Raw genomic sequence first — 23982 nt, 5'->3', positions numbered from 1 at the left:
ATAACGGGGCCGGTGGAATACGACAAGCAGGACGGGGGCTGAACATGCGGGGACGGGAGCCGTTGGCCGCGGGCGCGGAAGGGGGATCATCGGAAGCCTCCCATCCAGAAGGTCGTGGACATGAAGAAGATGCTTGCGGTCCTCGCGCTGGCGGTGGCGGCCGGTTGTTCGAGCGCGCCGCGCCTGAGCGATGCCGAGCGGCTGGCGATGTACCAGGCGCACGCCGGCGAACCGGTGCGCGGTTTCTCGCTGTTCGGCGGGTTGCAGGGCTGGTCGCCGCTGGGCAACCGCGCGATGGTGGTGTGGACCCGGCCGAACCAGGCGTGGCTGCTGGAACTGGTCGGTCCCTGCCACGACCTGGACTACGCCACGGCGATCTCGGTCACCAGCTTCGGCGGGCAGGTGCAGGCGCGCTCGGACAGCGTGATGCCGCTTGGGCCGATGGTCGGGCAGGTGGGGCGCGTTCCCTGCAGGATCGACGCGATCCGGCCGGTCGATGCCAAGGGCGTGAAGCGGTCCGAGCAGGAACTGCGGCAGGCCAGCACGCAGCCGCGCGAAGCGGCCGATCCGGCGGAACAGCCTTGAGGGCGGCGCGGCGCGCGTCTTCGCCCGCCCCTCGGCGCGGCGTTGCCGTGTGCCGTCAGCCCTCGCCGGCGGGCGGCACGTAGCCGGCCGGCTTCTCCGCCCCGCCGCCGAACAGGAACTTCTCCATCTCGTCCTCGAGGAAGGCGCGGTGCTTGGGGTCGCGCGGGGAGAGCCGGTTCTCGTTGATCAGCATGGTCTGGTGCGCCAGCCAGGCGGACCAGGCGGGCTTGCCGATGTGGGCGTGGATGCGCTGGCCCAGCGGGCCGGGCCAGGGGACGAAGTCCAGCCCTTCGGCGTCGCGTTGCTGGTACTGGCAGAAAACGGTGCGGGACATGATCGGGCAGCCGGTCAGAGGGAGTCGAGCAGCTTGCGGATCGGCGCCGGCAGGCCCAGGGCGGCCAGTTCGGTACGCGTCACCCAGCGCAGGTCCTCATTGTCGCCCACCCCCGGCCGGGGCGCGACCTTGCGCAGGCGCCGCGGCTGCAGGCGCAGGCGGTAATGGCTGAAGGTGTGGACGATGAGGGGCAGTTCCTCGGCCGCGTCGTAGTCGCCGTCCGCCTCGCGTGCGAACCATCGGCGCATCAGCGCGTCGGTGTCGGCCTGCGGCAGGGTCCACAGCGAGGCCCAGATGCCGGTGGGCGGGCGCCGCTGCAGCAGCAGTTCGCCGCGCGCGTTCTCCAGCAGCAGGGCCACCGCCTCGCGTTCCGGCAGCGGCTTGCCGGGACGCGGCGTGGGCAGGGCGTCCACGCGCCCTTCGTGCAGCGCGCTGCAGCCTTCGCGCACGGGGCACGGCAGGCAGGCGGGATTGGCGCGGGTGCACAGGGTGGCGCCGAAATCCATCTGCGCCTGGGTGTAGTCGGCCATGCGCCCGTCGGGGACGTGTTCGACATGGGCTTCGGCCAGCGCCCACAGCCGCTTCTCCACCGCGGGCGCGCCCGGCCATCCTTCCACGCCATGCCAGCGCGCCAGCACCCGCTTGACGTTGCCGTCGAGGATGGCGCGGCGCCCGCCCCAGGCCTGGGCCAGGATCGCGCCGGCGGTGCTGCGGCCGATGCCGGGCAGGGCGTGGAGGGCATCGAAGTCCTGCGGCAGTTCGCCGCCGTGGCGCTCCACGCACCGCTTCGCGGCCGCGTGCAGGTTGCGGGCGCGGGCGTAGTAGCCCAGGCCGGCCCAGTGCGCCATCACCTCGTCGGTGGAGGCGGCGGCCAGGCCGGGCAGGGTGGGGAAGCGTTCGACGAAGCGCAGGAAGTACGGGACGACCGTGGCCACCTGGGTCTGCTGCAGCATGATCTCCGACAGCCACACCCGGTAGGGCGTGCGCGGATGCTGCCAGGGCAGGCCATGGCGGCCGTGGCGGTCGAACCAGCGCAACAGGCGCGGGGCGAAATCGCCGCTCGCCGGGTCGCCGATCATGGCGTCCCCGCAGGTGGAACGGCCGCGTGCGGGGTACGGCGCAGGAGGCATCCTTCGCCCGGCCGCGGCGAATGCATCATGGCCCGCCGATGCGAGCGGATCGTGTCGCCCATGGGCATGGCGCGGTCAGGCGCCCAGTGCCTCGGGCAGCAGCGCGTCGACGAAGGCCCGCGGGTCGAACACGCGCAGGTCCTCGGGCCGTTCGCCGATGCCGGCGTAGCGGATCGGGATGCCGAACTCGCGGGCCAGGGCGAACACCACGCCGCCCTTGGCGGTGCCGTCCAGCTTGGTCACCACCAGCCCGGTGATGCCGACGGCGGCATGGAACTGGCGCAACTGGCTGAGCGCGTTCTGGCCGGTGGTGCCGTCGATGACCATCAGCACCTCGTGCGGCGCGGCCGGGTCCAGCTTCTGCAGCACGCGCTTGATCTTGCCCAGTTCGTTCATGAGGCCCACCTGGGTATGCAGGCGGCCGGCGGTGTCGGCGATCAGCACGTCGGCGCCGCGGGCCTTGGCCGCCTGCAGCGCGTCGTAGGCCACCGAGGCGGCATCCGCGTCCTGGCCCTGGGCGATCACGGCCACGCCGTTGCGCTCGCCCCAGGCCTGCAACTGGGCCACGGCCGCGGCGCGGAAGGTGTCGCCGGCGGCCAGCATCAGGTTGCGGCCCTCGTCCTTGTAGCGGCGCGCCAGCTTGCCGATGGTGGTGGTCTTGCCGACGCCGTTGACGCCCACGGTCAGCAGCACGAAGGGCTTGATGCCGCGGTCGATGGCCAGCGGCTGCGCCACCGGCTGCAGCATCGCGACCAGGTCGGCGCGCAAGGCCGCCAGCAGGGCGCCGGCGTCGGCGAATTCGCGCGCGTTCATCCGCTTGCGCAGGCCCTCGACCAGCGCGGTGGTGGCGGCGACGCCGACGTCGGCGGTGAGCAGGGCGGTCTCCACCTCGTCCAGCAGGTCGTCGTCCAGGCGCGGGTTGCCGGAAAACAGGCCGCCGAAGCTGCGGGCGAAGGCGCTGTTGCGCAGCCGCTCGCGCCAGCCGGACTTGCCGGGCGCGGCCGCCGGCTGGATCGGCTGGCCGGGGCCGACCACCGTGCCGGGATCGATGTCGATGACGGCCTCGGTGGCGCTTTCGACGCCTTCCTGCACGATCACCGCCGGCTCCACGCGCACCGCGCCGGCCGCCGGGTCGATGGCGCCGTCTTCGCCGCTGGCGCCTTCGGCGGGATTGGGCGCCTGCGGGAACGCGGCGGCCAGTTCCTCGGCGCTCAGGCGCCCGCCGGGGCGTGCGGCGGGGCCGGATTCGGGCTTCTTGCGGCGGAAAAAACTGACCATTGCGCGTGGATGTCGGAGAATGCGCACATGCTAGCACCGCGTTCCCGTACGGCCCTTGCACGCGCGCATGCGCGGGGAACACCGCGCCGGTGCCCGGCCGCATGAGCCGGCGCGCGCCGGCGCGTGGCGGGGCCGCGGCGCATGCGCCGGGCAGCGTGCGCATCATCGGCGGGCGCTGGCGCGGCACGCGGCTGCCGGTGCCCGGGAGGCCCGGCCTGCGCCCCACCTCCGACCGGGTCCGCGAGACCTTGTTCAACTGGCTGATGCCGGCGCTGCCCGGCGCGCGCGTGCTGGACCTGTTCGCCGGCAGCGGCGCGCTGGGGCTGGAGGCGGTGTCGCGCGGCGCGGCGCAGGCCACCCTGGTGGAACGCGACCCGGCCCTGGCCGCGGCGCTGGACGCGCACGTCCAGCGGCTGGGCGCGCGGGAGCGGGTGCGGGTGGTCAACGAGGACGCGCTGCGCTGGCTGGACGCGCCGCCCGACGGGCTGGCCACCATCGCCTTCGTCGACCCGCCGTTTGCCGCCGGGCTGTGGGAGGTGGTGCTGCCCGCGCTGGTCCCGCGTTTGGAGGCCGATGCCTGGGTCTACGTGGAGTCGCCGGCCGCCGCGCCGCCGCCGCCGCTTCCGGCCGGCTGGCGGCTGCACCGCGAATTGCGTACCGCGCAGTCGCGGGCGGCGCTCTATCGTGGCCCGGGGATGGGGCGCACTGATACACTCGATGGTACCCGTCCGGCACCTTAGAGCGTCCGAGTGGTCAATCGCCGCACCGCTGTCTACCCCGGCACCTTCGATCCGATCACCAACGGCCACATCGACCTGGTCGCGCGCGCCGCGCCGTTGTTCGAGAAGGTGATCGTCGGCGTGGCCGCCAGCCAGGTCAAGGGGCCGACACTGCCGCTGGAGCTGCGCGTGCGCCTGGCCCGCGAAGCGCTGGCCGAGCATGCGCACGTGGAGGTGCGCGGCTTCGACTCGCTGCTGGCCCACTTCGTCCGCGACGTCGGCGCCGGCGTGCTGCTGCGCGGCCTGCGCGCGGTGTCGGACTTCGAGTACGAGTTCCAGATGGCGAGCATGAACCGCCACCTGATCCCGGAGGTCGAGACCCTGTTCCTGACCCCGGCCGAGAAGTACAGCTTCATCTCATCCTCGCTGGTGCGCGAGATCGCCCGATTGGGAGGCGATGTCTCGGGCTTCGTGACACCGGCGGTGGCCGCGGCCCTGCGCGATGCCAGGCGGGGCGATGCAGTTTCCGAATCACACTTGAGAACTACGGGAGGTTCCAGATGAACAAGACCACGCGTGCCATCGTGCTCGCCTGCATGCTGATTTCGCCGCTGCTGCTGACCGCCTGCAAGGACGAGGCGGCCGTGGCCAACGCGGCGTCCGAGAAGAAGGCGCTGGCCGCGCCGGCCAAGGACGACGACGCGGGCTGGAAGGCCTACCTGCCGGCGGTGGTGCAGGAGAACATGGGCGCCATCACCAACAACCCGTTCCTGTACTACCTGCCGCCGGAGTCGGACCCGGAGTTCGAGGCCAAGTACCAGCGCCAGGTCGAGGCGGCCACCACCGCCATGGCCCGCGGCATCCAGAAGGGCAACCTGCTGGCCTTCGGCTCGCCGGCCTCGGCCAAGATGGCCGACCTGATCGAGGTCGCGTTCAAGGACGTGCCCGCCGATACGCTCAAGGGCGTGCGCATCCTGTTCATCGGCGAGGCGGCCGACAACGACCGCGTGCAGGCGGTGCTGGCCCCCACCGGCGCCGAGTACGTCTTCGTCGAAGCCAAGTGACCGTCCTCCAGCGCCCGGCCGCCCAGGCGGCCGGGTCCTTGCGGGGCGGTCGTCCCCTCAAGGGCGGGATCGCGCGTCCCGCCGCTTCCGCTTTCACGGCCGCGGGCCGCGTGTTGCGCGAAAGTCATCGGGTTCCCGCCCGTGCGGGAACGACGGGCCAGGGGGCGACCGAGCCATCAAGCCCCACCTCCACCGGAGCGATATCCGCGGTACCGGCGCCGTGATTCGAACCGCAAGCCGATGTCCCTGAAGATCAACGAACTCTGCGTCAACTGCGACGTCTGCGAGCCGGCCTGTCCCAACCGGGCCATCTCGATGGGCCCGGCCATCTACGTGATCGATCCGGCGCGCTGCACCGAGTGCGTCGGCCACTTCGACGAACCGCAATGCGTGGTCGTCTGCCCGGTCGAATGCATCGAACCCGATCCGGACCTTCCCGAAAGCCAGGAGACGCTGCTGCAGAAGCTGCGTCGCCTGCAGCGGGAGCATCCCGAACTCTACGTCCCCGAGGCCGCCCCATGACCTTCCTCCCGCGCCTGCTGTGGCTGGCTTTCCTTCTCGTGCCGGTGCTGCCGGCCGCCGCCGCCGATGCCGTGGCGGCGGATTCGCCGGGCACCCATGCGCCGGCCGCGCAGCCGCGCGGCGCGGCCATCGCCAGCGCCCATGCGCTGGCCACCGAGGCCGGCTTCGAGGCGCTGGAGAACGGCGGCAACGCATTCGATGCGGCGGTGGCGGTTTCGGCGGCGCTGTCGGTGGTCGAGCCGATCAGTTCCGGGCTGGGCGGTGGCGGCTTCTTCCTGCTGCACCGGGCCAGCGACGGACACGACGTGTTCCTGGACGCGCGCGAGACCGCCCCGGCCGCGGCCGATCCCGCGCGCTACCGCGGTGCGGACGGCAAGCTGGACCGGGAGCATTCGCAGAACGGGCCGTGGGCGGCGGCCATTCCGGGCCTGCCGGCCGCGCTGGTGCACCTGGCGCGCGACTACGGCCGGCTGCCGCTTTCGGCCAGCCTGGCGCCGGCGATCCGCCTGGCCCGCGACGGTTTCCCGGTCTACGAACGGCTGGAGCGCGGCTATGCGGCGCGGCGCGAAGTGATGGAGCGCTATCCCGGCACCCGCGCGGTGTTCCTGGCCGGCGGCGGTCCGCCGCGGACGGGGCAGGTGCTGAAGCAGCCCGACCTGGCCCGCACCCTGGAGGCGCTGGCCGGAAGGGGCTTCGACGGTTTCTACCGCGGCCCGGTGGCGAAGAAGCTGCTGGCCGGCGTGCGCGCCCAGGGCGGGCGCTGGACCGCCGAGGAACTGGCCGGCTACACCGTCAAGGAGCGCGAGCCGCTGCGCTTCGCCTACCGTGGCTGGGAGATCGTCACCGCGCCGCCGCCGTCCTCCGGCGGCGTGGCTCTGGCGCAGATGCTGCAGGTACTGGCCGGCTGGGACCTGGGCAGGCTGGACCCGGCGCATCGCGCGCACCTGGCGGTGGAGGCGATGCGCCGCGCCTACCGCGACCGTACCTTCTACCTGGGCGACCCGGACTTCGCGCACGTGCCAGTGGACGTGCTGACCAGCCCGTACTACGCCGCCGGCCTGCGTGCCACCATCAACCCGGAGAAGGCCACGCCCAGCGATTCCTTCTCCGGCCTGCCCACGCCGTTGGAGGACGAGGAGACCACCCACTTCTCGATCATCGATGCGCAGGGCAACCGCGTGGGCGCCACCCAGACGGTGAACCTGCTGTTCGGGTCCGGCCTGGTGCCGCCAGGCACCGGCGTGCTGCTGAACAACGAGATGGACGACTTCGCGCTGCTGCCAGGCCAGGCCAACGCCTTCGGGGTGATGGGCTTCGAGGCCAACGCGCCGGAACCGGGCAAGCGCCCGCTCAGCTCGATGACGCCCACCTTCATGGTCTCGCCCGACAAGGTCGCCGTGCTCGGCACGCCCGGCGGCAGCCGCATCATCACCATGGTCCTGCTGGGGGTGCTGGGCTACGCCGATGGCCTGGGTGCGCAGGACGTCGCCGCGCTGCCGCGCTACCACCACCAGTGGCTGCCCGACGTGATCCTGGCCGAGCCGGGCGCCTTCGACGCGGCGACCGCCGCGCGCCTGCGCGCGATGGGCCACGCTCTGCAGTTGCCGGAGGACACGGTGTCCGCGCATGCCTCCAGCCACGCCTGGGGCAACCTGCAGACCGTGCTGTGGGACCGCGGCGCGAACAAGCTGAGCAGCGGCAGCGATCCGCGCAACCCGGCCGGCAAGGGCGAGGTGCGCGCGACGACGGAGCCGGCGCGATGAGCCCGCGCGCCAGCCTGGCCATCGCCGCGCTGCATGCGCTGCTGTACCTGGCGTTGTCGCTGTCGGTGGTGCTGCGCCGGCGCGCGGCGCGGGTGGGCCTGGGCCATGGCGGCGACGAAGTGCTGGCGCGACGCGTCCGCGCGCATGCCAATTTCGGCGAGTACGTGCCGCTGGCGCTGCTGCTGCTGTCGCTGCTGGAGCTGTCCGGCACCGCCGCGGCCGGGGTGTGGGGCTATGGCCTGACCCTGCTGGCCGCACGCCTGCTGCATGCCTGGGGCCTGTTCGGCAGCGCGGGGGTTTCCACCGGGCGGCTGATGGGCACCACCCTGACCTGGGCGGTGTTGCTGGGCGCGGCCGTGCACGGGTTGCTGAGGGCCGCCGGCACGGTCTGATGCGGCCTGGCGGAAGTGCCCGCGGCTTGCGGATTCTTAACCGGAACGGGGCTAGCATCCGCACATGAAACTCTGGTCCATCCGCGGCAATTCGCAGAAGCTCGACGGCGGCTCCATGTTCGGCAACGCCCCCAAGGCGATGTGGGCGCAATGGGCCGCGCCGGACGAGCATAACCGCATCGACCTCGCCTGCCGCGCGCTGCTGGCCAGCCCGCTGGGCGGCAAGACGGTGCTGTTCGAGACCGGTATCGGCGCGTTCTTCGAGCCCAGGCTGCGCGAGCGCTACGGCGTGCAGGAGGACCGCCACGTGCTGGTCGACTCGCTGCGCGAGGCCGGCTTCGAGCACGAGGACATCGACGTGGTGGTGCTCAGCCACCTGCACTTCGACCACGCCGGCGGGCTGCTGGCGCCCTGGGCCGAAGGGCGCGCGCCGGAGCTGCTGTTCCCCAACGCCGCCTACCTGGTCGGCGCCGCGCACTGGGAACGGGCGCGGCACCCGCATCCGCGCGACCGCGCCAGCTTCATCCCCGAACTGCCGGGGCTGCTGGAGGCCAGCGGCCGGCTGGAGATCGTCGACGGCGCGCACTCGCTCGCGCTGGGCGAGGCGGTGCGTTTCAGCTTCAGCGACGGGCACACGCCGGGCCTGATGCTGGCCGAGATCGCCGGGCCGGACATGGTGGACGGGCGGCCGCACGGCGGGGTGGCGTTCTGCGCCGACCTGATCCCGGGCCGCTCGTGGGTGCACCTGCCCATCACCATGGGCTACGACCGCAACGCCGAACTGCTGATCGACGAAAAGCGCGCCTTCCTGGAAGACAAGCTGGCGCGCGGCGTGCACCTGTTCTTCACCCACGACCCGGCCTGCGCGCTGGCGCGGGTGGTGCGCGACGGCAAGGGCCGCTTCGGCACCGAGCACGAGGTGGCCGAGTTGAGGGCGCGGCCGCTGGCGGCCTGAAGGCGAATCGCGCCGCGGCGCCGCGGAGGTATTCCGGAAAGCGTCTTGCTCGGGCAGGCGCGGGCACCGACCATGCCGGGCTGTCCCGCCAGGAGAACCCGCGCATGAAGCCACGCTCGCCGTCCGTCCCGTTCCTCGCCGCGGCGCTGGCCGCACTGTGCGCTTCGCCGGCCTGCGCGGCCCAGGCGGATGGCCAGGCTCCCGCCGTCGCCGCGATCCGGGTCGACCAGCTCGGCTACCTGCCCGGCGCGCGCAAGCTGGCGCTGGTGGAGGGGCGGGGCGCGCATGTGTTCGAGGTGGTGCGCGAGGGCGACGGGCAGGTGGTGCTGCGCGGCGAACTGTCGGCGCCCGCGCGCTGGGAACCGGCGGCGCGCGACGCGGCGGTGGCCGACCTGAGCGCGCTGTCCGCGCCGGGGCGCTACCGGGTCCGGGTGGAAGGCCTGCCACCGTCCGACCCCTTCCCGGTCGACCCGCAGGCCTATGCCGGCCTGGCCGACGCGGCCCTCAAGGCCTTCTACTTCAACCGCGCCGGCACCGCGCTGGAATCGCGCCACGCGGGCCGGTACGCGCGCGCGGCCGGCCATCCGGACACCAAGGTGAGGATCCATGCCTCCGCCGCCTCGGCGTCGCGGCCGGCCAGGACCGTGGTGGCCGCGCCCAAGGGCTGGTACGACGCGGGCGACTACAACAAGTACGTGGTCAATTCCGGCATCACCACCTGGACCCTGCTGGCCGCCTGGGAACACTACCCGGGCTTCTTCGGCGCGCGCGACATCGGCATCCCCGAGAGCGGCGACGCGGTGCCGGACCTCCTGGACGAGGCCTGGTGGAACCTGGAATGGATGCTGTCCATGCAGGACCCGGGTGACGGCGGGGTCTACCACAAGCTGACCAACCTGCGCTTCGACGGCACGGTGATGCCGAAGGCGGCCACCCAGGCCCGCTACATGGTCGGCAAGGGCACCGCCGCGGCGCTGGACTTCGCCGCGGTGATGGCCACCGCCAGCCGCGTGTACGCCCCGTTCGAGGCGCATTTCCCCGGGCAGGCGGCGCGCATGCGCGAGGCGGCCGAGGCGGCGTGGCAATGGGCGCAGGCGCATCCGGACGCGGTCTACCGGCAGCCCAAGGACGTGCATACCGGCGCCTACGGCGACGGGCGGTTCGAGGACGAGTTCGCCTGGGCGGCGGCCGAGCTGTACCTGCTCACCGGCAAGGCGGACTACCTGGATGCGTTCGGCCGCCACGCCGCGGCGCCGGGCGTGCCCTCCTGGGCCGATGTGGGTGCGCTGGGCTGGATATCGCTGGCCCATCATCGCGAGCGCCTGCCCGACCCGGCCGTGCGCGAGCGCGTGGAGGCGGGCCTGGCAGAGGTGTCGGCCGCGCTGGCCGCGCAGTGGCGCGACTCGGCCTGGCGGCTGGCGATGCAGCCGGGGGATTTCGTCTGGGGCAGCAACGCGGTGGCGTTGAACCAGGCCATGCTGCTGCTGCAGGGCCATCGCCTCACCCAGGACCGCGAGTACCTGGATGCGGCCCAGTCGCAACTGGACTACGTGCTGGGCCGCAACCCGCTGGGCGTGTCGTTCGTGACCGGGCAGGGCCTGCGCAGCCCGATGCACGTCCACCACCGGCCTTCGCAGGCCGATGGCATCCTCGAGCCGGTGCCGGGCTGGTTGTCCGGCGGGCCCAACCCGGGCCAGCAGGATGCCAAGGACTGCCCGGTGCGCTACGCCTCCGCGCTGCCGGCATTGTCGTGGCTGGACCACGACTGCAGCTATGCCAGCAACGAGGTGGCGATCAACTGGAACGCGCCGCTGGTGTACGTGGCCGCGGCATTGCAGGCGCTGACGCCGCCGTAGGAGCCGGGTACGGCCGGCGCCGCCCTGCCGGTGCGCTGGGCGTGGCGGGCGCCGGCCCGGGTCGTCGACTGAAGCCGGCTCCTACGGGAGGCGCGGATGGCGTGCGTGGAGGCGGGCGGCTACAGCCGGGTACCGAAGATGCGGTCGCCGGCGTCGCCCAGGCCGGGCAGGATGTAGCCTTTCTCGTCGAGGCGCCGGTCGATGGCGGCGGTATAGGCTTCCACGTCCGGATGCGCCCGCTCCAGCGCGGCCAGGCCTTCCGGCGCGGCGACCAGGAAGATCCCCTTGATCCGCCGCGCACCGGCGCGCTTGAGCATGTCGATGGTGGCGATGAGGGTGCCGCCGGTGGCCAGCATCGGGTCCAGGATCAGCGCGTCGCGCTCGTCGAGGCGGCCGGTCAGGCGTTCGAAGTAGGGCGCCGGCTGCAGCGTCTGTTCGTCGCGCTGCAGTCCGACCACGCCGACCTTGGCCGCCGGGATCAACGCCAGCACGCCCGGCAGCATGCCCAGCCCCGCGCGCAGGATCGGTACCAGGGTGATCTTGGCGCCGGCGATGCGGCGCACCTCCACCTCGCCGGCCCAGCCGATGGCGGTCGCCGCCTCGGTCGGGAGGTCGGCGGTGGCCTCGTAGGCCAGCAGCGTGGCCAGTTCGGCGACCAGCTCGCGGAAGCCCTTGGTGCTCAGGCCCGCGTCGCGCAGCAGGCCGATCTTGTGCTGGACCAGCGGGTGGCGGACTTCGACGGTCTTCATGCCGGGCTCCTCGGACGCGTTGCGGGGGAAGGCCGGCAGAGTCTGCCCGACGAACCGCCGGCCGGCGAGGCGCCGGCGGCGAAGGGGGCGTCGGCCAGGTTCAGGCGGACGTGGCCGGCTCGCGCCGCGGCCCGTCGCGCAGCGCGCGTCCGATCAGCCCCACCAGCAGGTCCAGCTCCGCCTCGTCCATGCGGAAGTGCGGGGTGAAGCGCAGCGAGTTCTCGCCGCCGTGGATCACGTTGGCCCCGTGCCGGCGCAGCCATTCCTCGGTGGAACCGGCGCCGTAGCACTTGTACTGCGGCGCCAGCTCGCACGAGAACAGCAGGCCGGTGCCCTGCACCTGGACGATGGCGCCGCCCAGTTCTTCCTGCAGTCGCGCCAGTTTCCGCAGCGCCTGCGCGCCACGCTCGCGGATGTTGGCGCGCACCTGCGGGGTGAGCAGGTCCAGAGCGGCGCAGGCCACGTCCAGCGCGCGCGGGTTGGCGGTCATGGTGTTGCCGTACACGCCCTTGCGGTACAGACCGGCGGCATGCTCGGTGGCGGCCAGCACCGACAGCGGGAACTGGGCGGCGTTGAGCGCCTTGGAGTAGGTCTCCATGTCCGGCGGCTGCGCGCCTTCGAAGCCGGGGTAGTCCACCAGCGACAGCACGCCGTGCGCGCGCAGGCCGGCCTGGATGGAGTCGACCAGCAGCAGGCCGCCGTGCGCGCGGGTCAGTTCGCGGGCGGCGTTGTAGAAGTCCAGCGGCAGCGCGCGGCCGGGGTCGCCTTCGCCCATCACCGGCTCCAGGAACACCGCTTCGATGAACCAGCCGTTGCGCTGCGCCTCGGAGAAGGCATCGTGCAGCGCGGCCACGTCGTACGGCGCGATGGGAATCACCGAGTCCTCGCCGCGATAGCTGGCCAGGTGCTGCACGTAGGCGCGGCGGCTGGAATCGGAGTACAGGCCGGGCCGGTCGGTGCGGCCGTGGAAGCTGCCCTTGACCACCAGCCGCTTGATCGTCGCGCCGGCGTGGCGCGCGCCCGGGTCGGTCTGCAGCTTGGCGTTGACGTCGACGATGCGGGTGCCCAGGCCGACTGCCTCCGAGCCGGAGTTCAGGCACATGAAACGGGCGAACGGGCAGCCGCCGCGGGTGTGGCCGATCTCCTTGCGCAGCGCCTCGGTAAAGCGGCGCTGGGCCAGGTTGGCGGTCATCACGTTGGCCATCGGCTGCGGCCGCGCCATGGCCTCCAGCACCGTTTCCGGGGCGTGGCCGAAGCCGAGCATGCCGTAGCCGCCGGCGTCGTACACCACCGCGCCCTTGAGCGTGACCAGCCACGGCCCGCGCGCGGCCAGGGCGACGTAGGGGGTGACGCAATCGTCGGGGTAGAAGTTGACCAGCCCCGATTGCAGGACCTGGATCTGCTCGGCCTCGTCGCGGTCCAGCAGGTCGCCGGCCGAGTCGCGCAGGCGCGCGTACTCGGCCGCTGCCGCGTCGATGGCGGCGGCCAGGTCCGGGTGGGAAGCGGCCAGGCCGGCGACGGTGGCGTCGTCCAGGCCGGGGGTCAGGCGCTGGCCGGGGTGGGCGCGCAATGGGGCCAGGGGGGCGAGGACGGACATGGCGGTTTTCCCTGCGGCGTATGTGACTTCTATTATCTGGATGGTATCGTCGTTTTGAAGCTATGATTTATGCATAGATAAGAGAAATTTCGTCGAATCGACGAAACCGGGACGACAGAACCACAGCGCGATGAAGATCACCGACGCCGACGAGCAACTGCTGTCCCTGCTGCGCGAGGATGCCCGCGCGCCCACCGCGCTGATCGCCCGGCGGCTGGGCCTGTCGCGCACCACGGTGCAGAGCCGGATCGACCGGCTGCAGCGCCAGGGCGTGATCCGCGGCTACACGGTACGGGTGGACGAGGGCGTGGAGCGGGCGCGGATACGCGCGCACATCATGATCACCGTCTCGCCCAAGAAGATGGCGGCCGTGGTCAAGGCGCTGCACGCGATCCCGGAGGTGCGCACACTGCAGTCGGTCAGCGGCGGCCACGACCTGGTGGCGCTGGGCGTGGTCGGCGACGTCAACCAGATGGACGTGCTGACCGACCGCATCGGCGCGGTCGACGGGGTGGAGCGCACGTCCTCGGCGATCGTGCTGTCGACCAAGTTCGAGCGCTGAGCCCGGCGCCGCCCGCCGCTACAATGGCCGGCTACCGAGCCCGCCTGCCGCCTTGAAGACGTCCGACTTCCACTACGACCTGCCCGCGGAGCTGATCGCGCAGGCGCCGCTGCCCGAGCGCTCGGCCAGCCGCCTGCTGCTGGTGCCGCCGGTGCCGGAGGCATTCGGCGACCGCCAGGTGCGCGACCTGCCGCAGTTGCTGCAGCCGGGCGACCTGCTGGTGTTCAACGACACCCGGGTGATCCCGGCGCGCCTGTTCGGGCGCAAGGACAGCGGCGGCCAGGTGGAGATGCTGATCGAGCGGCTGCTGCCCGACGCGCGTGCGCGCGCCCAGGTGCGCGCCAGCAAGCCGCCGAAGGCCGGCGGCCGGATCGCGCTGGAGGGCGGCGGCCAGGCCGAGGTGCTGGGCCGCGACGGCGAGTTCTACCTGCTGCGCTTCGAGGTGGACGGGCCGTTGGAGCATTGGTTGTCCAAGGCCGGGCGCCTGCCGCTGCCGCCCTACATCCGCCGCGCGCCCGACCGCGAGGATGCCGCGCGCTACCAGACCGTGTTCGCCCGCAGGGCGGGCGCGGTGGCGGCGCCCACGGCCGGCCTGCATTTCGACCCGGCGCTGCTGCAGGCCCTGCGCGAGCGTGGCGTGCAGGCCGGGCACGTCACCCTGCACGTGGGCGCGGGCACGTTCCAGCCGGTGCGGGTGGAGGACGTGCGCGAGCACGCCATGCACAGCGAATGGCTGGACGTGGGCGCGGAACTGGTGGAGCGGGTACGGCGCACGCGCCAGGCCGGGGGGCGGGTGGTGGCGGTGGGGACCACGGTGGTGCGCGCGCTGGAGAGCGCCTGGCAGCGCGACGCGGCCGCGCCCGATGGCGGCGAGCTGCGGCCGTTCACCGGGGAGACCCGGATCTTCATCTATCCCGGCTACCGCATCCGCAGCGTGGACGCGCTGCTCACCAACTTCCACCTGCCGGAGAGCACGCTGCTGATGCTGGTGTCGGCCTTCGCGGGCAAGGAGCGGGTGTTCGAGGCCTACCGGCACGCGGTGCGGCAGCGCTACCGGTTCTTCTCCTATGGCGATGCGATGCTGCTGTGGGGGCAGTCGCCGTCGTAAGCGGGCGGCGCAGGCCGGTCCACGCGGCGCGGGTGCGTCGGTTGCAGGCGTGGCGCATGCGTCCGCGGTGGGCGGCTTCGGTGGGCGCCGACGCGTCTTCGCCGGCGGGTGCATCGCTTCTGTTCGTTGCCGCTCGTTGCGGACAGGGCGGTGTCCGTTTCCGTGGAAACGGAAAATTCCGGGCATGTGGCACTGCAACACTTGACAGGCCCCCATGGCATCGTGTCCCCTTGCAGACCATGTCGAAGCCTTGCGCCAGCCACGTCCGTTCCGTTCCGCCGCTGCGGCGGGAGTGCGCGTGCGCGCCGGCCATCGGCATCATCACGATTACCGCCACCGGCATTACCCGTCCGGTGCGGTCGGTCGTGTTCGTGTAACCAACGAAACCACGGCCCCGCACCCGAATCCCGGGCGCGGGAACACCCGCTACCGGATGCGCGTGCAGGGCCTCGAACCCCGAGGTCCATCCATGTCGTCGCCCGCCGCCGCAAACGCTTCCTCCGACGCCGCACCCGCGCGTACCGTCGTGCACAAGTTCGGCGGCACCTCCGTCGCCGACGCCGACCGCTACCGCCACGTCGCCGGGCTGCTGCGCGCCCGCGAGGAGACCACCCAGGTCGCCGTGGTCTCGGCGATGAAGGGCGTGACCGATGCGCTGATCGAGCTGGCCCAGGCCGCCGCGGCCGGGGCGCCGGAATGGCGCCAGCGCTGGCAGGCGCTGCATGCGCGGCACCATGAGGCGGCCGCCTCGCTGCTGGGCGAGCGCGCCGCGCCGGTGCTGGAATGGCTGGGCCAGCGCTTCGAGGAACTGCTCCAGGTGCTGGACGCGCTGAGCGTGATCGGCAGCCTGCCCGAGGAAGTGTCGCAGCGCGTGCAGGGCCTGGGCGAGGTGTATTCGGCGCGGCTGCTGGGCGAGCACCTGCGCGCGCTGGGCGAGGACTGCGCGGTGCTGGATGCGCGCGAGGTGCTGGTGGTCAGCCACGGCGAGCTGGGCGTGGACGTGGACTGGGATCGCAGCGCCCGGCGCCTGGCCGATTGGCGCCAGGCCCATCCGCAGCGCCGCGTGGTGGCCACCGGCTTCGTCGCCCGCGACGCGCAGGACCGCATCACCACCCTGGGCCGCAACGGCAGCGATTATTCCGGCGCGATCTTCGCCGCCCTGTTCGGGGCCGATGAACTGCAGATCTGGACCGACGTGGACGGCGTGCTCTCGGCCGACCCGCGGGTGGTGCCCGAGGCGGTGCAACTGGAGTCGCTCAGCTACGACGAGGCCTGCGAGCTGGCCTACTTCGGCGCCAAGGTGGTGCATCCGCAGACCATGTCGCCGGCGATCGAGCGCGGCCTGCCGATCATCATCCGCAACACCTTCCAGCCCGACCACCCGGGTACCCGGATCACCGCCGGGCGCGACGTCAACGGCCCGGTGAAGGGCCTGACCCTGAGCCCCCACCTGGCCCTGCTCAACCTCGAGGGCACCGGCCTGATCGGCGTGCCGGGCACGGCCGAGCGCGTGTTCGCCGCGCTGCGCACCGCCAAGGTGTCGGTGGTGATGATCTCGCAGGGTTCCTCCGAGCACTCGATCTGCTGCGTGGTCAAGCAGGCCGAAGCCGAGCGTGCGCAGGCCGCGCTGGCCGCCACCTTCAGCCACGAGCTGGCCGCCGGCCAGGTGCAGCGCGTGCAGTACGTGCCGGGGATCAGCGTGCTGGCCGCGGTGGGCGACGGCATGACCGGCCAGCCGGGCGTGGCCGCGCGCCTGTTCCAGTCGCTGGGGCGCGCGCAGGTGAACATCCGCGCCATCGCCCAGGGCTCGTCCGAGCGCAACATCTCGGTGGCCATCGACAGCGAGCAGGCCACCCGCGCCCTGCGCGCCGCGCACGCCGGCTTCTGGCTGTCGCCGCAGACCTTCGCGGTGGGCGTGATCGGGCCGGGCAACGTCGGCGCGGCGCTGGTGGACCAGCTCCTGGCCGCGCGCGGGCCGCTGCTCAAGCGCGCCAACCTGGACCTGCGCCTGCGCGCCATCGCCTCCAGCCGCAGGCAGGTGCTGGACGTGCGCGGCATCGGCCAGGACTGGCGCGAGCGCCTGGCCGCCAGCGGCGAGGCGGCCGACCTGGACCGCTTCACCGAGCAACTGCTCGATTCGCACCTGCCGCACATCGTCATCGTCGACTGCAGCGCCAGCGCCCAGATCGCCGACCGCTACCCGCAGTGGCTGGCCGCCGGCATCCACGTGATCACCCCCAACAAGCAGGCCGGCGCCGGGCCGCTGGAGCGCTACAAGGCCATCCGCAAGGCCGCCGCCGCCAGCGGCGCGCGCTTCCGCTACGAGGCCACCGTGGGCGCGGGCCTGCCGGTGATCTCCACCCTGCGCGACCTGCTGGATACCGGCGACGTGGTGACCTCCATCGAGGGCATCTTCTCCGGCACCCTGGCCTGGCTGTTCAACAAGTACGACGGCAGCGTGCCGTTCTCGCAGTTGGTCGCCCAGGCGCGCGCGCAGGGCTACACCGAGCCGGACCCGCGCGACGACCTGTCCGGCACCGACGTGGCGCGCAAGCTGGTGATCCTGGCGCGCGAGGCCGGGCGCGAGCTGAGCCTGGAGGACGTGGACGTGGAGAGCCTGGTGCCCGAGGCGCTGCGCCAGGCCAGCGTCGACGATTTCATGGCCCGCCTGGACGAGGTGGACGCGGGCTTCGCCGCGCGGCTGGCCGCCGCCGGAGCCGAGGGCAAGGTGTTGCGCTACGTGGCGCGGCTGGACGCGGAGGGGCGCGCCAGCGTCGGCCTGGTGGAACTGCCGCGCGCGCACGCCTTCGCCAACCTGCGCCTGACCGACAACGTGGTCCAGTTCACCACCCGCCGCTACTGCGACAACCCGCTGGTGGTGCAGGGGCCCGGTGCAGGCCCCGAGGTGACCGCCGCGGGCGTGTTCGCCGACGTGCTGCGGGTGGCCGCCGGCCGCGGGGCGCGGCTGTGAGCGGTGTCCAGCGCCGGGCGACCGCGTTCGCGCCGGCCTCGGTCGGCAATGCGGCGGTGGGCTTCGACATCCTCGGCTTCGCCCTGGCCGGGGTGGGCGACACGGTGACCGTGCGCCGCACCGCCGAACCCACGGTGCGCATCGCCGCGATCGAGGGCGCGCCGTTCCCGCTGCCGCTGGAGGCCGAGCGCAACACTGCCGGCATGGCGCTGATGGCCATGCGCCAGGCGCTGGAGCTGCCGTTCGGCTTCGAGCTGGAGATCGTCAAGGGCATCGCCCTGGGCTCGGGCATGGGCGGCTCGGCCGCCTCCTGCGTGGCCGCGCTGGTGGCGGCCAACGCGCTGCTGGATGCCCCGTTGACCCGGCATGCGCTGTATCCGTTCGCGCTGGCCGGCGAGGCGGTGGCCAGCGGCGGCCGGCACGGCGACAACCTGGGGCCGATGCTGCTGGGCGGGCTGGTGCTGGCCACCGCCGACCGCATGGTGCGGATCCCGGTGCCGGCCGGCTGGCACAGCCTGCTGGTGCACCCGGAGGCGGTGCTGGAGACGCGCCGCGCGCGCGAGGCGCTGGCCGGCAGCTACGCACTGGAGGACTTCGTCGCCCAGAGCGCCAACCTGGCGCTGGTCCTGGCCGGCTGCCACGCTGGCGACGCGGAGCTGGTCCGCGCCGGCCTGCGCGACGTGCTGGTGGAACCGCGCCGGGCCCCGCTGATCGCCGGCTTCGCCGAGGCCAAGGCCGCGGTGCTGGACAGCGGCGCGATGGGCGCCAGCATCTCCGGCGCCGGGCCGAGCGTGTTCGCCTGGTTCGAGTCCCGCGAGGGCGCGCAGGCCGCGGCGCCGTCGGTGCAGGCGGCCTTCGCCCGCGCCGGCTTCGAGAGCCAGGCCTGGGTCTCATCCCTGGACAGCCCCGGCGCGGTGCTGCTGTAGCGGCGGCCGCGTCTTCCGGAATCCAAGATTTCCAGACTCTCAAGAAACGATCGATACGGGACCCACCATGGAATTCATCTCGACCCGCAACGCCTCCCCGCCGGCCACCCTCAGCCAGGCCATCGCCGCCGGCCTGGCCCCCGACGGCGGCCTGTACGTGCCGGCCAAGCTGCCAGCCGGGCGCGCGCTGCAGGCCGGCGACAGCCTGGCGCAGACCACCTCCACCCTGCTGGCGCCGTTCTTCGAGGGCGATGCGTTGGCGGCCGAGTTGCCGGCGATCTGCGCCGAGGCCCTCGATTTCCCGGTGCCGCTCGAACCGCTGGCCACCCCGGGCGACCACGTGCTGGAACTGTTCCACGGCCCCACCGCGGCGTTCAAGGACGTGGGCGCGCGCTTCCTGGCCGCGGCCCTGGCGCGCATCCGCCGCGGTGCGTCCGCGCCGCTGACCATCCTGGTGGCGACCTCCGGCGACACCGGCGCGGCGGTGGCCGCCGCCTTCCACGGCCAGCCCGGACTGCGCGTGGTGGTGCTGTACCCGGATGGGCGCGTGTCGCCGCGCCAGGCGCACCAGTTGGGCTGCTTCGGCGGCAACGTCTCCGCGCTGCGCGTGGCCGGTTCGTTCGACGATTGCCAGGCGCTGGTCAAGCGCGCGCTCAACGACGCCGAACTGCAGGCGCAGGTGCCGCTGAGCTCGGCCAACAGCATCAGCCTGGGCCGGCTGCTGCCGCAGATGAGCTACTACGCGCACGCGGCGCTGACCCACCACGCGGTCACCGGCAAGCGGCTGAACTTCGTCGTCCCCACCGGCAACCTGGGCAACGCGCTGGCCGCGATCCTGGTGCGCGCGCAGGGCCTGCCGCTGGGCCGCATCGTGCTGGCGACCAACGCCAACCGGGTCCTGCCGGAGTATTTCGCCGGCGACGACTACGTCCCGCGCGCCAGCGTGGCCACCACCGCCAACGCCATGGACGTGGGCGCGCCGAGCAACTTCGAGCGCCTGCGCTGGCTGTACGCCGGTGACGATGCGGCGCTGCGCACGGGCTTCACCGCGATCTCGGTGGACGACGCCACCATCCGCGCCACCATCCGCGCGCGCTGGGAGCGCCACGGCGAGGTGTTCTGCCCGCACACCGCCACCGCCATGCACGTGCTGCAGACCCTGCGCGCCGAGGGCACGGACGGCGACTGGGCGGTGGCGGCGACCGCGCACCCGGCCAAGTTCGAGGCGGTGGTCGAGCCGCTGGTCGGCCATGCGGTGGACGTGCCGCCGGCGCTGGCCGACCTGCTGGCGCGCCCGGCCCATGCCGTGCCGGTGCCGCCGGAGTACGAGGCCCTGCGCGGGCACCTGCTGGGCTGAGCGGCGGCGATTTCCGGGGTTCCGTCGCCCCGGGTCGCCCCCTGCAAGCACGGTTGCGCTGCCGCTCGCCGCAGGCGCCGGGCACGGCCGGTGCCCCCCGCGATGCCGAATGCGCGCTCGCGCCGTGGCCTCGTTGCGCGAACCCTCGCGACGCGGCACCGTGTGGACTCGGCTCGGGCCGATACCGTCCCGCGCCACGCCCGTGCCGCGCAGCCGGTGCGAAGGCGGTATCCGGCCCGGAAGGAGGGACGCCGATGGCGGCGGAAGAACGCAATGCGGGGAATGCCACCGTGCGCGACGGCGGCCTGCCGCGCCGCGCCGCGCGCGGCATGGCCGCGGCCCTGCTGTTCGCCGCCGCCGCGGTGCTGGCCCAGGACGCGCCGCGCGGGCCGCTGGACCTGCGGCCGGGCGAGTTCCTCTGGCACCCGGAGGTGTCGCCGGCCGGCCCGGTGGTGCTGGTGGTCAGCCTCGACGAGCAGCGCGCCTACGTGTACCGCAACGGCGTGGCCATCGGCCTGTCCACGATCAGCTCGGGCAAGCCCGGGCACGAGACGCCAGCCGGGGTGTTCACCATCCTGCAGAAGAACCGGGACCACCGCTCCAATCTCTACAACAACGCACCGATGCCGTACATGCAGCGGCTGACCTGGGACGGCATCGCCCTGCACGGCGGGGCGCTGCCCGGCTATCCGGCCTCGCACGGCTGCGTGCGGCTGCCGCAGGCGTTCGCGCAGAAGCTGTTCGGCATCACCCGCAACGGCGACACGGTGGTGGTGGCCGATGCCAAGGCCTCGCCGACCACGCTGGTATACCCGGCGGTGATCGCGCCGGTGACCGCCCAGGGCGCGCCGCTGGCGCTGCCGGAATCGGGCGGGGCCGGCTACACCTGGGACGAGGCGGCCGCGCCGCAGGGACAGGTGGGGATCGTGGTGAGCCTGGCCGACAGGCGCATCTACGTGCTGCGCGACGGCCGGCTGCTGGGCGAGGCGGTGCTGGAAACCGCCGCGCCCGAGGCGGCCTTCGGCGGCACCACGCTGTTCGTGATGGGGCAGGGCGTGGAGACCGAGGCCAGCCCGCTGGACCCGAGCCGGCCACGGCATGCCTGGACGGCGTACCCGATCCTGGCCGGACTGGAGGCTGCGGCGCAGCCAGGCGCGGCCCCGATGCGGGCCAGCGCCACGAGGGAAGCTCCGCCGGCCGCCGCGCCGGTGCCGCTGGACCTGCTGCGGCGACCCACCCTGCCGGTGCGGCTGCCGCCGGAATTCACCCGGCGCCTGTACGATGCGCTGGTGCCGGGCACGACCCTGCTGGTCACCGACCTTCCGGCGATCCGCCCGGCGGTCCCGGCGCACGCGGCGCCGGAACTGCAGCCGGTCCTGGAATCGGACGCCGGTGCTCCCGCACCATGACGCGGGGCCGGAAGCGCGAGTCCGGCACGCCTCCCGACGAAGCCTCCGCCGCATGAGATTTCCTACACGCCTGGTCCATGGGTTCGCCATCGCGGCGTGGCTGGTTCCCGTGGCCGGCCACGCTTCCGGCCGCGCCGTGGCGCCCGAGCCGTGGGCGCCGAGCGTTCCCGACCTCGCGAACCGGCTGGCGCGGGCGGCGCCGGCGGCCGACCGCGAGGTGCTGCGGCTGGCCGCGCGGGCGATGACGTGCGCGCTGCGCCACCCCGGTTCGGGCATCGATCCGCAGCGGCTCGGCGTGATCGACTATTCGCGCCCGTCCACCGAGCCGCGGCTGTGGGTGTTCGACCTGGCTGGCGGCCGGTTGCTGTTCGAGGAATGGGTGGCGCACGGACGCAACAGCGGCGAGAACCTGACCACGCGCTTCTCCAACCGCGAAGGCAGCCACATGACCAGCCTGGGCGGCTTCACCGCGCAGGAGAGCTACATCGGCGGCAACGGCTACTCGCTGCGCCTGGACGGCCTGGAGCCGGGCTTCAACGACCGCGCGCGCGAGCGCGCCATCGTCATCCACGGCGCGCCCTACGTGGATCCCGCCTCGGCCCGGCTGCAGGGCCGGCTGGGCCGAAGCCTGGGCTGCCCGGCGGTGCGGCCGGCGGTGGCGCGCCGGCTGATCGACACGATCCGCGGCGGCACCTTCGTCTTCGCCTACTACCCGGACCAGGAGTGGCTGCGGCGCTCGCGGCTGCTCGGTGGCGAATGCGGCGGCGCGGGCGCGGCGCGGGCGGCCGGCGCCGAGGCCCCCGCCGCGCGCTGATCCGGCGCGATCGTGGATGGAGTCCCGTGCGGCCGGCCCGCTTCTACGGCGGCGCGGCCAGCCAGAGCGAGGCGCCGGCCAGCAGCGAGCCGATGCCGGTGGCGGCGAGCACGTCGCTGGGATAGTGCAGGCCCAGTACCACCCGGGACACGGCCACCGAGGCGGTGAACGGCACCAGCAGTACCGCCAGCCAGGGGTAGTGGGCCAGCGCCACGATGGTGAACGCCACCGCGTGCAGGGTATGCCCCGACGGGAAGCTGAACTCGTCCAGCGGGGCGACCCAGGCACGGATGCGGCCGTCGGCGGCGAACGGCCGAGGCCGGCGGGTCCAGTGCTTCAGGCCCTTGTACAGGGCCAGCGCGACCAGGCCGGTGGCCGCCAGTTGCAGCGAGGCCGCCAGTCCGGCCCAGCCGTCGAAGGCGACCATCGTGCCCATCAGCGCGTACCAGAACACGCCGTCCCCCAGCCGGCTGACCACGGCGAAATAGCGCCGCACCGCGCAGCGCGCGCCCCAGCGGTTGGCGCGCACGCACCAGCCGCGGTCGCGCGCGCGCAGCCGCGCGGTACGCCGGCGCCGCGGCGGCGCGCAGGAAACGGCGATGCGATCAGGCGGCGAGAGCGGCATCGCGTTCTCCTTGGCGGCCCAGGGCGGCCAGCAGCGCGTCGAAGTCGGCGGCGACCCGTTCCGGCCGCAGCCGCAGCATGGCGGCGCGGGCCGCCCGGCCCATTGCGATTCGCACCGGCCCATCGCCGGACAGGCGCACGGCCGCATCGATGAAGCCGGCCTCGTCGGCCACCCGTGCGCCGTGGATGCCGTCGCACAGGTGTTCGCGCGCCGCGCCCGAGTCGAAGGCCACGGTCGGCACGCCGCTGGCCATGGCTTCGAGGGTGACGTTGCCGAAGGTCTCGCTGCGGCTGGGGAACAGGAACAGGTCGCCGCTGGCGAAGTGGCGTGCCAGGTCCGTGCCGTGGCGGGTGCCGCAGAACACGAAGTCGGGGTTGTCGCGGGCCAGCGCCCCGCGCGAGGGCCCGTCGCCGACCCAGACGAAGCGCGCGTCCGGGCGCCGCGCCTGCAGCGCGCGGAACGCGCGCACGGCCAGGTCGAGGTTCTTCTCCGGGGCGATGCGGCCGACGTGGATCGCCACCAGCGTGTCCGCGCCCGCGCCCCAGGTGTCGCGCAGCCCCGCGTCGCGCAGCATCGGGGTCAGGTGCGCGGTATCCACCGCGCGCGCCAGCCGCACCACCCGCCGGAAGCCGCGTGCCTGCAGGAAGTCGCGCAGCTCGATGGTGGGTACCAGGGTGGCGTCGGCGCGGTTGTGGAAGCGGCGCATCCAGGCCAGCGCGGCGCCTTCCAGCCACTGCAGGCCGTAGTCGCGCATGTAGCGGTCGAAGCGGGTGTGGAAGCCGGAGGCCACCGGGATGCCCAGCCGCGTGGCCGCGCGCAGCGCCGACCAGCCCAGCGGTCCCTCCGTGGCGACGTAGATCGCGTCCGGCGGCGAGTGGGTCCAGTGCTTCAGCAAGGTGCCGGTGGCCGGCAGGCCCAGGCGCAGGCCGGGATAGCGCGGCAGCGATGCGCCGCGCACCCGCAGCGCGGCGATGGCGTTCTCGTTGCCGGCCTCGCCGCCGCTGTCGGTGGGCTGCCGTGGCCGGACCACCTCCACCGCGTGGCCGCGCGCGCACAACCCCAGTGCCAGGCCCTGCACGGTGAGGGCGACGCCGTTGACCTCCGGCGGATAGGTCTCGGTGACGAGGGCGTAGCGCATGCGCGGCGGCTCCGGTTTTGCCCAGCCTGCGCCGCCGCCATGGAGCCTTGGTGACACCGGGATGACGCTTGCATGACGCAGCACGCGTGCGCCCTTCCCGGCGATGTCCCGGCGCGATGGCCGGTTCT

Annotated in this window: 23 protein-coding genes; 16 read left to right on the top strand and 7 right to left on the bottom strand. The window is 73.3% G+C overall.

The window, feature by feature from the left end; all coding sequences use genetic code 11:
* Positions 1 to 120: 120 nt before the first annotated feature.
* Complete coding sequence (locus HNR76_RS08740) at positions 121 to 585, top strand: DUF6491 family protein (protein ID WP_162309715.1); 465 nt, start codon at positions 121 to 123, stop codon at positions 583 to 585.
* Positions 586 to 640: 55 nt separating this feature from the next.
* Here the strand turns inward: HNR76_RS08740 and HNR76_RS08735 are convergent, their stop codons facing one another.
* From HNR76_RS08735 to ftsY, 3 genes are all read right to left on the bottom strand, one after another.
* A complete protein-coding gene (locus tag HNR76_RS08735) occupies positions 641 to 919 on the bottom strand; it encodes an oxidative damage protection protein (RefSeq protein WP_162309714.1) in 279 nt (92 codons plus the stop codon).
* 14 nt (positions 920 to 933) lie between these two features.
* Positions 934 to 1998: an A/G-specific adenine glycosylase gene (gene mutY / locus HNR76_RS08730; protein WP_162309713.1), complete on the bottom strand. Its 1065-nt coding sequence runs from the start codon at positions 1996 to 1998 to the stop codon at positions 934 to 936.
* 126 nt (positions 1999 to 2124) lie between these two features.
* Positions 2125 to 3327 carry a signal recognition particle-docking protein FtsY gene (gene ftsY, locus HNR76_RS08725; protein WP_162309712.1) on the bottom strand — a complete coding sequence of 401 codons (1203 nt, stop codon included), beginning with the start codon at positions 3325 to 3327 and terminating at the stop codon, positions 2125 to 2127.
* Between the two features lie 101 nt (positions 3328 to 3428).
* Here ftsY and rsmD point away from each other — a divergent pair, with 101 nt between their 5' ends.
* The 8 genes from rsmD to HNR76_RS08685 all read left to right on the top strand — a co-directional run bounded on the left by rsmD (position 3429) and on the right by HNR76_RS08685 (position 10598).
* Complete coding sequence (gene rsmD / locus HNR76_RS08720; protein ID WP_162309711.1) at positions 3429 to 4067, top strand: 16S rRNA (guanine(966)-N(2))-methyltransferase RsmD; 639 nt, start codon at positions 3429 to 3431, stop codon at positions 4065 to 4067.
* A gap of 9 nt (positions 4068 to 4076) precedes the next feature.
* The gene (coaD, locus tag HNR76_RS08715; RefSeq protein WP_162309710.1) at positions 4077 to 4610 is read left to right on the top strand and encodes a pantetheine-phosphate adenylyltransferase; all 534 of its coding nucleotides are present in this window, start codon (positions 4077 to 4079) and stop codon (positions 4608 to 4610) included.
* Positions 4607 to 5110 carry a hypothetical protein gene (locus HNR76_RS08710; protein ID WP_162309709.1) on the top strand — a complete coding sequence of 168 codons (504 nt, stop codon included), beginning with the start codon at positions 4607 to 4609 and terminating at the stop codon, positions 5108 to 5110. Before coaD ends, HNR76_RS08710 begins: the two co-directional genes overlap by 4 nt.
* A gap of 240 nt (positions 5111 to 5350) precedes the next feature.
* Positions 5351 to 5632 (top strand): YfhL family 4Fe-4S dicluster ferredoxin, encoded by a 282-nt coding sequence (locus HNR76_RS08705; protein ID WP_162309708.1) that lies wholly within the window; start codon positions 5351 to 5353, stop codon positions 5630 to 5632.
* On the top strand, positions 5629 to 7395 hold the full coding sequence (gene ggt, locus HNR76_RS08700) for a gamma-glutamyltransferase (RefSeq protein WP_162309707.1): 1767 nt from the start codon (positions 5629 to 5631) through the stop codon (positions 7393 to 7395). The genes HNR76_RS08705 and ggt overlap by 4 nt, the downstream gene beginning before the upstream one ends.
* A complete protein-coding gene (locus HNR76_RS08695; protein WP_162309706.1) occupies positions 7392 to 7787 on the top strand; it encodes an MAPEG family protein in 396 nt (131 codons plus the stop codon). The genes ggt and HNR76_RS08695 overlap by 4 nt, the downstream gene beginning before the upstream one ends.
* Positions 7788 to 7851: 64 nt before the next feature.
* Complete coding sequence (locus tag HNR76_RS08690; RefSeq protein WP_162309705.1) at positions 7852 to 8742, top strand: MBL fold metallo-hydrolase; 891 nt, start codon at positions 7852 to 7854, stop codon at positions 8740 to 8742.
* A gap of 104 nt (positions 8743 to 8846) precedes the next feature.
* Positions 8847 to 10598 carry a glycoside hydrolase family 9 protein gene (locus HNR76_RS08685; RefSeq protein WP_162309704.1) on the top strand — a complete coding sequence of 584 codons (1752 nt, stop codon included), beginning with the start codon at positions 8847 to 8849 and terminating at the stop codon, positions 10596 to 10598.
* Between the two features lie 119 nt (positions 10599 to 10717).
* Here the strand turns inward: HNR76_RS08685 and upp are convergent, their stop codons facing one another.
* Together upp and HNR76_RS08675 are read right to left on the bottom strand one after the other, a co-directional pair.
* The gene (gene upp / locus HNR76_RS08680; protein WP_162309703.1) at positions 10718 to 11347 is read right to left on the bottom strand and encodes a uracil phosphoribosyltransferase; all 630 of its coding nucleotides are present in this window, start codon (positions 11345 to 11347) and stop codon (positions 10718 to 10720) included.
* Positions 11348 to 11447: 100 nt separating this feature from the next.
* Complete coding sequence (locus HNR76_RS08675) at positions 11448 to 12944, bottom strand: aminotransferase class III-fold pyridoxal phosphate-dependent enzyme (RefSeq protein ID WP_162309702.1); 1497 nt, start codon at positions 12942 to 12944, stop codon at positions 11448 to 11450.
* A gap of 130 nt (positions 12945 to 13074) precedes the next feature.
* Between HNR76_RS08675 and HNR76_RS08670 the strand changes: the two genes are divergently transcribed.
* The 7 genes from HNR76_RS08670 to HNR76_RS08640 all read left to right on the top strand — a co-directional run bounded on the left by HNR76_RS08670 (position 13075) and on the right by HNR76_RS08640 (position 22091).
* Positions 13075 to 13506, top strand: coding sequence for an Lrp/AsnC family transcriptional regulator (locus tag HNR76_RS08670; protein ID WP_162309701.1), 432 nt, complete (start codon positions 13075 to 13077; stop codon positions 13504 to 13506).
* A 52-nt stretch (positions 13507 to 13558) separates the two neighbouring features.
* Positions 13559 to 14614, top strand: a complete 1056-nt coding sequence (gene queA / locus HNR76_RS08665; RefSeq protein WP_162309700.1) for a tRNA preQ1(34) S-adenosylmethionine ribosyltransferase-isomerase QueA — start codon at positions 13559 to 13561, stop codon at positions 14612 to 14614.
* A 469-nt stretch (positions 14615 to 15083) separates the two neighbouring features.
* On the top strand, positions 15084 to 17585 hold the full coding sequence (gene thrA, locus HNR76_RS08660; RefSeq protein WP_162309699.1) for a bifunctional aspartate kinase/homoserine dehydrogenase I: 2502 nt from the start codon (positions 15084 to 15086) through the stop codon (positions 17583 to 17585).
* A complete protein-coding gene (locus tag HNR76_RS08655; RefSeq protein ID WP_162309698.1) occupies positions 17582 to 18511 on the top strand; it encodes a homoserine kinase in 930 nt (309 codons plus the stop codon). Before thrA ends, HNR76_RS08655 begins: the two co-directional genes overlap by 4 nt.
* A 67-nt stretch (positions 18512 to 18578) precedes the next feature.
* Positions 18579 to 19868 (top strand): threonine synthase, encoded by a 1290-nt coding sequence (gene thrC / locus HNR76_RS08650; RefSeq protein ID WP_162309697.1) that lies wholly within the window; start codon positions 18579 to 18581, stop codon positions 19866 to 19868.
* Between the two features lie 329 nt (positions 19869 to 20197).
* On the top strand, positions 20198 to 21277 hold the full coding sequence (locus HNR76_RS08645; RefSeq protein WP_162309780.1) for a L,D-transpeptidase: 1080 nt from the start codon (positions 20198 to 20200) through the stop codon (positions 21275 to 21277).
* Between the two features lie 52 nt (positions 21278 to 21329).
* A complete protein-coding gene (locus HNR76_RS08640; RefSeq protein ID WP_162309696.1) occupies positions 21330 to 22091 on the top strand; it encodes a murein L,D-transpeptidase catalytic domain family protein in 762 nt (253 codons plus the stop codon).
* A gap of 43 nt (positions 22092 to 22134) precedes the next feature.
* On the opposite strand, the gene HNR76_RS08635 is transcribed toward HNR76_RS08640, so the two are convergent.
* Complete coding sequence (locus HNR76_RS08635; RefSeq protein WP_162309695.1) at positions 22135 to 22716, bottom strand: phosphatase PAP2 family protein; 582 nt, start codon at positions 22714 to 22716, stop codon at positions 22135 to 22137.
* On the bottom strand, positions 22697 to 23854 hold the full coding sequence (locus tag HNR76_RS08630) for a glycosyltransferase family 4 protein (RefSeq protein ID WP_162309694.1): 1158 nt from the start codon (positions 23852 to 23854) through the stop codon (positions 22697 to 22699). Before HNR76_RS08630 ends, HNR76_RS08635 begins: the two co-directional genes overlap by 20 nt.
* Between the last annotated feature and the right edge of the window lie 128 nt (positions 23855 to 23982).

This window comes from Pseudoxanthomonas broegbernensis, assembly GCF_014202435.1.
In the GTDB taxonomy this organism is placed as follows: Bacteria; Pseudomonadota; Gammaproteobacteria; order Xanthomonadales; family Xanthomonadaceae; genus Pseudoxanthomonas; species Pseudoxanthomonas broegbernensis.
Note: the sequence above shows the minus strand (reverse complement) of the source record. Positions and strands in the feature narration are given on the sequence as shown.

Excerpts from the sequence above, each read along its gene's own strand:
- HNR76_RS08740 (WP_162309715.1), top strand. The coding sequence starts at position 121 with ATGAAGAAGATGCTTGCGGTCCTCGCGCTGGCGGTGGCGGCCGGTTGT.
- HNR76_RS08735 (WP_162309714.1), bottom strand. The coding sequence starts at position 919 with ATGTCCCGCACCGTTTTCTGCCAGTACCAGCAACGCGACGCCGAAGGG.
- mutY (WP_162309713.1), bottom strand. The coding sequence starts at position 1,998 with ATGATCGGCGACCCGGCGAGCGGCGATTTCGCCCCGCGCCTGTTGCGC.
- ftsY (WP_162309712.1), bottom strand. The coding sequence starts at position 3,327 with ATGGTCAGTTTTTTCCGCCGCAAGAAGCCCGAATCCGGCCCCGCCGCA.
- rsmD (WP_162309711.1), top strand. The coding sequence starts at position 3,429 with ATGAGCCGGCGCGCGCCGGCGCGTGGCGGGGCCGCGGCGCATGCGCCG.
- HNR76_RS08710 (WP_162309709.1), top strand. The coding sequence starts at position 4,607 with ATGAACAAGACCACGCGTGCCATCGTGCTCGCCTGCATGCTGATTTCG.
- HNR76_RS08705 (WP_162309708.1), top strand. The coding sequence starts at position 5,351 with ATGTCCCTGAAGATCAACGAACTCTGCGTCAACTGCGACGTCTGCGAG.
- ggt (WP_162309707.1), top strand. The coding sequence starts at position 5,629 with ATGACCTTCCTCCCGCGCCTGCTGTGGCTGGCTTTCCTTCTCGTGCCG.
- HNR76_RS08695 (WP_162309706.1), top strand. The coding sequence starts at position 7,392 with ATGAGCCCGCGCGCCAGCCTGGCCATCGCCGCGCTGCATGCGCTGCTG.
- HNR76_RS08690 (WP_162309705.1), top strand. The coding sequence starts at position 7,852 with ATGAAACTCTGGTCCATCCGCGGCAATTCGCAGAAGCTCGACGGCGGC.
- HNR76_RS08685 (WP_162309704.1), top strand. The coding sequence starts at position 8,847 with ATGAAGCCACGCTCGCCGTCCGTCCCGTTCCTCGCCGCGGCGCTGGCC.
- upp (WP_162309703.1), bottom strand. The coding sequence starts at position 11,347 with ATGAAGACCGTCGAAGTCCGCCACCCGCTGGTCCAGCACAAGATCGGC.
- HNR76_RS08675 (WP_162309702.1), bottom strand. The coding sequence starts at position 12,944 with ATGTCCGTCCTCGCCCCCCTGGCCCCATTGCGCGCCCACCCCGGCCAG.
- HNR76_RS08670 (WP_162309701.1), top strand. The coding sequence starts at position 13,075 with ATGAAGATCACCGACGCCGACGAGCAACTGCTGTCCCTGCTGCGCGAG.
- thrA (WP_162309699.1), top strand. The coding sequence starts at position 15,084 with ATGTCGTCGCCCGCCGCCGCAAACGCTTCCTCCGACGCCGCACCCGCG.
- thrC (WP_162309697.1), top strand. The coding sequence starts at position 18,579 with ATGGAATTCATCTCGACCCGCAACGCCTCCCCGCCGGCCACCCTCAGC.
- HNR76_RS08645 (WP_162309780.1), top strand. The coding sequence starts at position 20,198 with ATGGCCGCGGCCCTGCTGTTCGCCGCCGCCGCGGTGCTGGCCCAGGAC.
- HNR76_RS08640 (WP_162309696.1), top strand. The coding sequence starts at position 21,330 with ATGAGATTTCCTACACGCCTGGTCCATGGGTTCGCCATCGCGGCGTGG.
- HNR76_RS08635 (WP_162309695.1), bottom strand. The coding sequence starts at position 22,716 with ATGCCGCTCTCGCCGCCTGATCGCATCGCCGTTTCCTGCGCGCCGCCG.
- HNR76_RS08630 (WP_162309694.1), bottom strand. The coding sequence starts at position 23,854 with ATGCGCTACGCCCTCGTCACCGAGACCTATCCGCCGGAGGTCAACGGC.